The organism is Mesorhizobium sp. M7A.F.Ca.CA.003.01.2.1, assembly GCF_003998945.1.
In the GTDB taxonomy this organism is placed as follows: Bacteria; Pseudomonadota; Alphaproteobacteria; order Rhizobiales; family Rhizobiaceae; genus Mesorhizobium; species Mesorhizobium ciceri.
Window position 1 is genome coordinate 1 of record NZ_RZRA01000085.1, and the last position, 9,300, is coordinate 9,300.

Genomic DNA, 9,300 nt, shown 5'->3' on the forward strand with positions numbered 1-9,300 from the left:
CTATTCGCCACAGCAGCGACCGACGTTCAGAACGATGGTTGGCCGCATGCTCGGCCCGACCGGCCGTCGCATCGTGAAGTCGATCCTGAGCATGCGATAATGGCGCTGCGTTATGTTGCCTACTATCTGCCGCAGTTCCATCCGTTCCCCGAGAACGATGAATGGTGGGGCAAAGGGTTCACCGAATGGACCAACGTTGCGAAGGCGGAGCCGCTCTACGATGGCCATAATCAACCGCGCTATCCGACCGATTTCGGCTACTACGACCTTCGCGTCCTGGACACCATCCGCGATCAGGCCGAGGTCGCTAGGGAGCACGGGATCGACGCTTTCTGCTTTCACTACTACTGGTTCGACGGCCACCGGCTGATGGAGAAGCCGGTCGATGCTTTCCTGACCGACAAGAGCATCGACATGGGCTTCTGCCTGTGCTGGGCGAACGAAAACTGGACCCGCCGATGGGACGCCGCCGAGCACGAGGTTCTAATCGCGCAGACCTATGGTCCGGATTGGGAGTTGCGCTTCATCGAAAGCCTCTTTCCCTATTTCAAGGATCCCCGCTATCTGCGGGTCGATGGCAAGCCGTTGCTGGTCGTCTACCGGCCGCAGCATCTTCCTGACGCCAAGGCCGCAGGTAAGCGCTGGCGGGAGCATTGCCGCAAGATGGGTATCGGCGAAATTCACATCGTGAACGCGCTCGTTCACGGCAATAACGACTACGAGCAGTATGAGTTCGACGCAGGCGTCGAGTTCCCGCCGCACAACATGAAATTCCATGGTGTGAAGGAGATCGTGCCGACCTATAAGCCATTCGAAGGCTACCCGGTCGAATATGCCAACGTTGCGCGCGATTTCCTATCGAGGGACCATAGCCGCAAGCGGATCTATCGAACCGTTTTCCCCGATTGGGACAATACGGCCCGGGTAAAGAATCGCTCATTGATCGTTCTTGGCTCCACCGTTGCAAATTATGAGCGCTGGCTGCGGGGATCGAGTTCGCTGACGCGCGCCAATCGCGCGGAAGGCGATCAACTGGTCTTCATCAATGCTTGGAACGAATGGGCCGAGGGATGCTATCTCGAACCAGACCGGAGACACGGCCGGGGGTTCCTGGAGGCCACGCTTCGCGTGAAAAATGGCATGTCGATGGTTGACGATATTTACGACGTTGCGCCGGAACGCGTGCGGTTCGAACTCAGGCAGCAATTAGCGGCGATCCCCGAGGAAGCCAGGGACGCCGAAATCGCAAAGCTCCGTGCCGCAAAAATCCGGGAAGTCGCTGACCTCGATGGCAAGGTGACTTTGCTCAAGCAGGAAGCCAGCCGCTTGCAGTCCGGGAATGAAACCGCTCCTGAGCCGCAGCGCGAAATCACGGAAACTGCGGCGAGAAGCATTCAAAAGGCGCGGGACGCCCAAGCGGTTGAGCAACCTCAGCCGAAGCTGACGACGACGAGCCCGGCGGTCCTGACGATGCCTGAACCCGGTTCGATCAAGGTGCCCCTGAAGTTCAGGGTGGCGCACCGGCTTTACGACAGGCCAATGATGTTCAAGGCCGTCCGCTTTGCCTATCGTGCCGCGAAACGCGTGGTTAATCCGTCCTCTGCAACCGAGCCGGCGCAAAAAAAAAAAGTAATCGCTGATCTCCCGGACCAGGTTGCGATGGCCTCTAGTCGTCACCAGTTGGAAGGGCACGATGTCCAGGAGGTTTCGCTCGAATCCATTGGCAGGGTGGCGTCGAGCAAACAAGAAATGCTCACTTCGAACGAGGATTGCATTTGGACCGCGTTCTCTCCCTGCAACGTCGAGGCTGAACTAGCTCCGCGACTGCACGTCGCGAAAGGCGTGGTCAATGGCGACGAATTCGCTCGCATGCTGAAGACGGTTCCCTATGAGGCAGCGCCATTGCGGTTCGGTCGGTTTCACAATTGTGTGGCGCATCCGATCGCCGTGGCTCTCGTCACCCGGAACAACCAGGTCATCGCCGAAACGATGCGCATCTACCGCTATGTCAGGTCGCAAGTGACAGAGCTTGAATATTTGGTGGAAGACGATGCAGGCGCGCATCTGAAGGCTGAAACAGCGACCGAGATCGATGCGGACGTGATCATTCCCATGCACTACTCCCAAGCGTTCGGCCATGTGGTCTTTGATATGGTTCCACAATTGTTGGCGTTTCGTGATGAGATCATTGCTGAGCGGTTGCGTGTTGTCCTGTCGACGAAAGCGCCAAAATGGTTGATCAGGATGCTGTCGGTCTGGGGCTTCCTTCCACACCATTTTCTTATCCTCGACGCGGCCAGCACCGCTGTCTACAAGTTCCGTTCGGCCATTGTCTCCAATGCTCTGACCACGTTCACCACGTTCTTCCCGCATCCGGAAACAGCCGATCTGATGTCGCGAACGCTCGTGCTTCCCCCGGCGGTTCAAGACTATCGTGCCAGACGGATATATCTCGGGCGTTCAAGCGAAACCACAAATTCCGGTAGGACGATAGCCAACGAAGCCGCGCTTCAGGCTGCGCTGGTCAAGCGTGGTTTCAAGGTCATCGATCCGGCCGTGCTGGCTTATTCGGACCAGATCGACCTTTTCACAGATGCCGAAATTATCGTCGGAGCGCATGGGTCCGCCTTTGCCAACCTGATATGGTCGAAGGCGGGAACGGTGGTTTTCGACTTGATGCCCGACGCCTGGATCAATTTCTGGGGTGCCGGCGGCGGAGTAGTCGAATTATGGATCAGCCGTATCTGTGCCCTGAAGAAGTTCGACTACAATGTCATATTATGTGACTCTAATGGATCATCTGAAACGTGGCAGCCAAAGACCTATGCCATGCAGTCCACGGTTGACGTTGAAGTGGCCATGGACCACATCGATCAGGCGATAAAAGAGCTACACAAGGCCACCCGATGATTAGTCAGCGCGATTTTCAGGTCTTGTCCAATCTTGTTCGCAGGGACGTGAGCAGCAGGTTCAAGGGTTCGTTTTTCGGGATTGGTTGGGCGCTGTTAACGCCGTTGCTCACCCTTTCCGTTTTCACCCTGATGTTTGGCTCCGTGTTCGGCGTCAAATGGGCCGCCGCAGGTGCCAACCAGAACCACTCCGTCGGATTCTTTGCGCTTGCCCTGTTTTGTGGCCTCATGTTTTTCAACTTCTATGCCGAGGTTCTGTCCAAATCGACGGGGGCTATATTGAACAACGCGACCTTCGTGAAAAAGATCGTCTTTCCGATCGAAATTCTGCCGGCGGTGGTCACCGGTTCCGCGATGGTGCAACTCGGAATCAGTCTGGCCGTGCTGCTGGTCTTTACCCTGATCATAACCGGAAGCCTGTCGCTCTATATCTTGCTCGCTCCCCTTACGATTGTTCCTTTCGTCCTGCTGGTGCAGGGAATTGCGTGGGTCTTGGCCTCTCTGGGGGTCTATTTTCGCGACATCAGCCAGATGATCGGTCCGGTTCTGACGGCGTCCATGTTTCTCTCGCCCATGTTCACGCCCCGAACATCGATGCCGGAATGGCTTCGGCCCTGGGTGGTTTTAAACCCGCTGACGGTGCCGATCGAAAATTTCCGTGCCGTCGTCCTCATGGATACCCTGCCTTCATGGTGGGCGCTGGCCGCCTATTTCTGCGTTGCCTTGATCGTCGCGCTGCTAGGCAGGCTGTTCTTCGAGAAGACACGAGGGGGATTTGCCGATGTCATCTGAGCGCGATAGCCGGCCCTTTGCGATCAAGGTTCGCAACGTCACCAAGCGATACACGATGTTCGAGCGGCCGGAAGACCGCTTCAAGCAGATGATCGTGCCGCGATTGGAACGTTTAGTGGGCATGCAACCCCGCCGCTATTACAAGGACTTCGCGGCTCTCAACGACATCTCCTTCGAACTCGGCCACGGCCAAGTGATTGGCATCATTGGCCGTAATGGATCGGGAAAATCCACGCTGCTGCAAGTGATCTGCGGAACGCTTCCACCGACCAGCGGTACGGTTGAAGTCAACGGCCGGATCGCGGCCTTGCTTGAACTCGGTGCCGGCTTCAATCGCGAATTCACCGGGCGTGAGAATGTCCACCTCAATGCCTCCATTCTCGGCGTCCCACGGGAGGAGATGGCCTGGCGTTTCGAGCAGATCGAAAGATTTGCGGAGATCGGCGACTTCATCGATCAGCCCGTCAAGACCTATTCGTCCGGCATGTATATGCGACTTGCCTTCGCTACCGCGATCAATGTCGATCCCGACATCCTGGTCGTCGACGAAGCGCTTGGGGTGGGCGATGAGGCGTTCCAGCGCAAATGCATGGCCCGCATCGAGCAGATCAAGGACGCCGGAGCTACTATCCTGTTTACCTCGCATGGCGCCCAGACGATCATTCAATTGTGTACCAGCGCAATTCTCATCGATGGCGGCGAGAAGATATTGGAGGGCACACCCAAGCGGGTGGCCAGCCAATATCAGCGGCTTGTCAATCTTCGTGGCGAAGAGGCCAGACAAGTGCGTGAAGAGATCAAGACGCTTGCCGGCACTAGCGATTCGGACGGCCCGCCGGTGATTGGCAATCATGCACCAGCGACGAAGTTGCCGACGCAGAGACCCGAACAGTCGGAGATCGTTGATGATGGTTTTTGGGACCCTGCGCTTACCAGCCAGACCATCACGCCCTATGAAGAGACTGGTGGGCGCATTGCCGACGTGCGGATTGTCAACACCGGTGGGGAAATGGTCAACGTGCTGACCCAAGGCTGTGTCTACGCGGTGCAATATACCTTCACTGCAACCACGGACGTCGACGATCTCGCGTTTGGCACCCTGTTCAAATCCCCTTACGGTGTGGAACTGTGTGGGGGAAATACTGATCGGGTGCCGGATCTTCGGCTGAAGAGCTTAGGGGTAGGCGAGTCTGTGCAGGTCAACTTTGAGTTTAAGTGCCTGCTACGGGCCGGAGTTTATTTCATCAACGTTGGAGCGATGGGGAATGCAAATTTTGAAAGACAATACCTTCATCGCATACTTGATGCCGTGATCTTCAAGGTTATGCCGGCCCCGGATGAGATTGACTACGGCTTCTTCAGCCTGGGAATGACCTTCAAGTTGACCCCCGCTGATTTGACCTCGGACACGCCCCTAGTTCGCAAGATTGCAGCCGCCTGAATTTGTTCCGCATCCATTCGGGGCACCGTTCGATGACCAACGATCAAAGACTTCCAAGCGCTTATCATCGCACGGACGCCATCGCCCGAGCGATGGAGTCAGGCGACCATCGCCAGATCATCGGTGGAATGTGGGATGAAATCGGCCGCTTGCAATTCGACTTGCTGGTCGATAATGGCCTGCAGCCCCGTCACAGGCTGATTGACCTTGGCTGCGGCAGTTTCCGGGGCGGGGTCCACTTCGCCAATTATCTTGACGCGGGTAATTATTTCGGCGCGGACATAAATGCTAGCATCATGGACGCCGGATACGACAGGGAACTGGCGCCGTTGGGACTGGCCAACAAAGTGCCGCGGGCCAATCTGCTGGTGACCGGTGATTTTGACGTTGGCAAATTGGGTACCACGTTCGACTACGCCTTGGCCTTGTCGCTGTTCACGCACCTGCCAATCAACCTCATTCGAACTTGCCTTGAGAAGCTTCGGCCGACAATGGCGACTGACGGTAGGTTGTTCGCGACTTTTTTTGTGTGTGATGATGGCCTGCCATTGTGGCGGCCTATCTCACATCCGAGAGGCGGCATAACCACTTACGGTGACGCGGACCCGTATCATTATAAGGTCGCCGACATTGAGTTTATGGCGGGATCGACAGGCTGGCACATCGAAAGAGAAGTTCGCTTCGATCATCCTCGAAGCCAGCGCTGCTTCGTGCTAGCCACGGCGTGACGCACGCCGTGCCCCGTATTCGGCAACCGCCGCAGTACCATCTCTATGGGTTTGATACGCTGACGCCCGCCATCGGACCGCCCAGCCGTAGAGTTGCTGATCGATCTCGGTCAACGTCGCCAACAGGTCCAGGGTCGATGACGGCAGTTCTTCTCGCATCGTTCGGACCGGCGCTGCGTTGATCCGGAAAACGTTCGACGATGTATCGCCAAGCGCGGCGAAGATTGCGGCGTTGTCGGCCTCGAAATTCTCCACCAGCCCAACGTAATCGAAGCGAGCTAGGTTGGCTTTGGCCCGATCGAGGAGCTCGTCCGGCGGCAACCCGCCTGGCTCGATATCGCTCTTGCCGACCAACGAGGCGCCCCAGCCCGACGCCAGTTGGCATGCTTGATGATTCCACATGTGCGAAGCGAACTTGGAGTCAGCCGTCTCTCCTGCCCGAAAGAACATTTCAGCATCGTTGTCATGTGCCAACGTATTGATTTCATACTCATCTCTCGTCGCGCCACGACAGTAGCTGTAATATGAAAGCAGCCGTTCAACGGGATCCCGGAGGAAGGTAAAGCTGTAACGTCCCGTCATGAAGCGTTCAGCGTAATCGAAACCGAAATGGCCGGATACCATCATCAAGGGTTCGAGTTGTTCCGGTGTGCGGCTGAGATAATCGCCGTGCATGCAGCAATTTTCTCGACCATACAGCTCGGATGCCTTTGCAAGTATGGACGTCCCGGCGGTCTTCTGAATATGAAGGAATAGAGCAGGTATCATGCAGGTATCACATCCAGATAACGGAAAAGTGAAAACCTACTTGCGCTGACAGCGTCGCAGAGTCAATTGGGCTGTCGCCTTTCGAAAAGATGCGATCTTCCGACTTATAGGAGCGGGCGCGCGGGGGGCAGACGAGACCAACCCAGTCACCCGCTCGGCCATCGCTTCCATATCAGGAACTCTTTCCGCATCCGTCGAACGGCCGGTGCCTTGCCGCGATATTGAGCGCCGTTTCACGAACGATTTTGACCGACTTCCAATAGTCGTCATACTCGTCCCGATTGTCAGCTTTGAATGTCTTCAAGATATCATCATAGGCGTCCTGCAGAACCGTGCTCTCGGGGTTGAGATTGGTAACGACGACCAACCCGGTCGGCGCGCAGTCCGTGACAGTCACGGATAGATCGGGACGATACTTCAGCAGGGTGGGAACTACCTTCCATACGTCACCTGCCCACCACCCTGGAAAGTTGTTGTCAGCAGGTTCGATCGCCGTTTTCATATCCCTGGTGGTCATCTTGTAGCCGGGAGGGAGACAGTCGTGCAGCAGAATGATTGAGCCTTCCGCGCACTCTCTTTCGGTGTTGATGAAGTCGCGCAGGAGGAACTCGAACAGATGCATGCCGTCTAGAAAGGCCAAATCTACAGGCTTGCCCAAAATCTTGCTCGGACGCGTTTTCTTGAAAAAATCGTCGCTGGTCTGCTGATAGAGAAAGCAGCGGGGCTTGGAGCCAATGATGTTCTTTGCACAGACAAAGTAGGGATCGACCGCTACCGTTTCACACTTGGCCAGCTCAAGAGTATTTCCAAACTGGACTCCAACTTCGAAATAGGATCGCGGCCTTAGGGCCGAGTGGATATCGGCGATCGTCTCTAGGTAGCTTTTCCCGACGACATCTGGTCCGTGGTTGGCATCCTTCATTCGCAAGTACTCCAGGCGAGTCGATATTGATCTGTGTGGTTGCCGCTCGTATCATCGTGGCCTGACACTGCAATCAGATGACTTTGGCAAGGTCCTACAAACGGGCCGTCAGCCGCTCAACCACCTCGTCGCACGCGGTGTACCAAGATCTGCACCGCCAGCCGAACGTAGCGGCCATTTTACCGCAGTTGAGGCGTGAATTCGCAGGACGTTTCGCCTTCGTCGGATAGTCTGACGTCGAAATGCCGCGCACCGCAGCGTACGGCCTGCCCCTTTCCAGACTCGTTACGAAGACGCGCTGTGCAAACTCGGCCCAATTTGTGTCGCCGTCGCCCGCCACATGGTAGACGCCCCACTCCGCAAACTTCAGGTCCGCCTTGAGGTGCCGCGCCATATGAAAGATGCCGTCGGCGATATCAAGTGCCGATGTTGGATTTCCCCACTGATCGGCCACAACCGAAATCTCGTCGCGGTCAGCGGCCAGCCGCAGCATGGTTTTCACGAAATTCTTGCCGAACGGGCTGTAGACCCATGCCGTGCGCAGGATCAGATGGCGCGGATTGGCCGATGCAACCGCCTGTTCGCCGGCAAGCTTGGAGGCGCCATAGACGCTGCGCGGTGCAGTGGCGTCGGTCTCGACATAGGCGCCATGGGCGGTGCCGTCGAAGACATAGTCGGTCGATAGATGGATGACGGGAACGCCAAGCAGCGCCGCCGCTTGCGCCACCTTGCCGGCGCCGACGGCGTTCACCGCGAATGCCAGATCGGGCTCGTCCTCGGCCTGATCCACCGCCGTGTAGGCGGCAGCCGACACGACGATATCCGGCTTCACGGCCGCGATGGCTTCGATCACCGTGTCGGGTCTTGCAAGGTCGAGTTGCGGACGGCCAATGGCGATGACCTCAACGCCGGCGGCCGCCTGGGCGGCCTCCAGGAGGCTTGCCGCGACCTGCCCGTCGCGTCCGGTGACAACCAGCCTCACGCCGCCCCCTTGCGTGCTTCGCCCAGCCGTTCACCGGCGTAGCGCTGCTCGCGGATCGGTCCCCACCACCATTTGTTGTCGAGAAACCAGTCGACGGTCTTGGCGAGGCCGCTGTCGAAATTCTCATTGGGCGTCCAGCCCAGGTCCCGGCCTATCTTCGAGGCGTCAATGGCATAGCGGCGATCGTGACCGGGGCGGTCGGTGACGAAGGAAATCAGGTCGCGATAGCTCTTGCCCCCTGCCCGCGGCCGCCTGCTGTCGAGCAGATCGCAGATCGTCTCGACGACGCCAAGGTTCGTCCGCTCGGAATTGCCGCCGACATTGTAGCTTTCGCCGGACAGTCCCCTGGTCGCGACAAGTTCCAGCGCGCGTGCGTGATCCTCGACGAACAGCCAGTCGCGCACATTGGCGCCGGCGCCATAGACCGGCAGCGGCTTTTCGTCGAGCGCATTGAGGATGACCAGCGGGATCAGCTTTTCGGGAAAGTGATAGGGTCCGTAGTTGTTCGAGCAATTGGAAAGCACGACCGGCAGGCCATAGGTTTCGTGCCAGGCCCGCACCAGATGGTCCGAGGCCGCTTTCGAGGCGGAGTAGGGCGAGGATGGCGCGTAGGGCGTTTCCTCGACGAACATGCCGCCATCGAACGGAAGATCGCCAAACACCTCATCGGTCGAGACATGATGGAAGCGGAAATGGCTCTTCCTGTCCTCGGGCAGGCCGCGCCAGTACTCCAGCGCGGCATTGAGCATCTTGTAGGT

Annotated in this window: 8 protein-coding genes; 4 read left to right on the top strand and 4 right to left on the bottom strand. The window is 57.5% G+C overall.

Translation table 11 applies throughout. The features are described from left to right. Window positions 1–99 precede the first annotated feature (99 nt). Genes EN969_RS06020 through EN969_RS06035 form a run of 4 tightly spaced genes read left to right on the top strand, consistent with a single transcriptional unit; the run spans window position 100 to window position 5,870 of the window. On the top strand, window positions 100–2,910 hold the full coding sequence (locus tag EN969_RS06020; RefSeq protein ID WP_013532719.1) for a glycoside hydrolase family 99-like domain-containing protein: 2,811 nt from the start codon (window positions 100–102) through the stop codon (window positions 2,908–2,910). Continuing rightward, entirely contained in the window at window positions 2,907–3,701 is a 795-nt protein-coding gene (locus tag EN969_RS06025) for an ABC transporter permease (protein WP_013532720.1), read from the top strand. Before EN969_RS06020 ends, EN969_RS06025 begins: the two co-directional genes overlap by 4 nt. Then, window positions 3,691–5,142 carry an ABC transporter ATP-binding protein gene (locus EN969_RS06030; protein ID WP_013532721.1) on the top strand — a complete coding sequence of 484 codons (1,452 nt, stop codon included), beginning with the start codon at window positions 3,691–3,693 and terminating at the stop codon, window positions 5,140–5,142. Before EN969_RS06025 ends, EN969_RS06030 begins: the two co-directional genes overlap by 11 nt. Window positions 5,143–5,174: 32 nt before the next feature. Continuing rightward, a complete protein-coding gene (locus EN969_RS06035; RefSeq protein WP_013532722.1) occupies window positions 5,175–5,870 on the top strand; it encodes a class I SAM-dependent methyltransferase in 696 nt (231 codons plus the stop codon). Here the strand turns inward: EN969_RS06035 and EN969_RS06040 are convergent. The 4 genes from EN969_RS06040 to EN969_RS06055 all read right to left on the bottom strand — a co-directional run. Beyond that, the gene (locus tag EN969_RS06040) at window positions 5,856–6,638 is read right to left on the bottom strand and encodes a sulfotransferase family 2 domain-containing protein (RefSeq protein ID WP_064995165.1); all 783 of its coding nucleotides are present in this window, start codon (window positions 6,636–6,638) and stop codon (window positions 5,856–5,858) included. The two genes, EN969_RS06035 and EN969_RS06040, sit on opposite strands and share 15 nt — an antisense overlap. A 172-nt stretch (window positions 6,639–6,810) precedes the next feature. Then, on the bottom strand, window positions 6,811–7,560 hold the full coding sequence (locus EN969_RS06045; RefSeq protein ID WP_063167689.1) for a class I SAM-dependent methyltransferase: 750 nt from the start codon (window positions 7,558–7,560) through the stop codon (window positions 6,811–6,813). Window positions 7,561–7,654: 94 nt separating this feature from the next. Beyond that, window positions 7,655–8,542: a dTDP-4-dehydrorhamnose reductase gene (gene rfbD, locus EN969_RS06050; protein ID WP_013532724.1), complete on the bottom strand. Its 888-nt coding sequence runs from the start codon at window positions 8,540–8,542 to the stop codon at window positions 7,655–7,657. After that, the coding region (locus tag EN969_RS06055; protein WP_164758157.1) for a dTDP-glucose 4,6-dehydratase at window positions 8,539–9,300 on the bottom strand (762 nt) is incomplete at its 5' end. The genes rfbD and EN969_RS06055, both read right to left, overlap by 4 nt.

Bases quoted from the DNA above. Each gene is read 5' to 3' on its own strand.
- EN969_RS06020 (WP_013532719.1), top strand. From the start codon at position 100: ATGGCGCTGCGTTATGTTGCCTACTATCTGCCGCAGTTCCATCCGTTC.
- EN969_RS06025 (WP_013532720.1), top strand. From the start codon at position 2,907: ATGATTAGTCAGCGCGATTTTCAGGTCTTGTCCAATCTTGTTCGCAGG.
- EN969_RS06030 (WP_013532721.1), top strand. From the start codon at position 3,691: ATGTCATCTGAGCGCGATAGCCGGCCCTTTGCGATCAAGGTTCGCAAC.
- EN969_RS06035 (WP_013532722.1), top strand. From the start codon at position 5,175: ATGACCAACGATCAAAGACTTCCAAGCGCTTATCATCGCACGGACGCC.
- EN969_RS06040 (WP_064995165.1), bottom strand. From the start codon at position 6,638: ATGATACCTGCTCTATTCCTTCATATTCAGAAGACCGCCGGGACGTCC.
- EN969_RS06045 (WP_063167689.1), bottom strand. From the start codon at position 7,560: ATGAAGGATGCCAACCACGGACCAGATGTCGTCGGGAAAAGCTACCTA.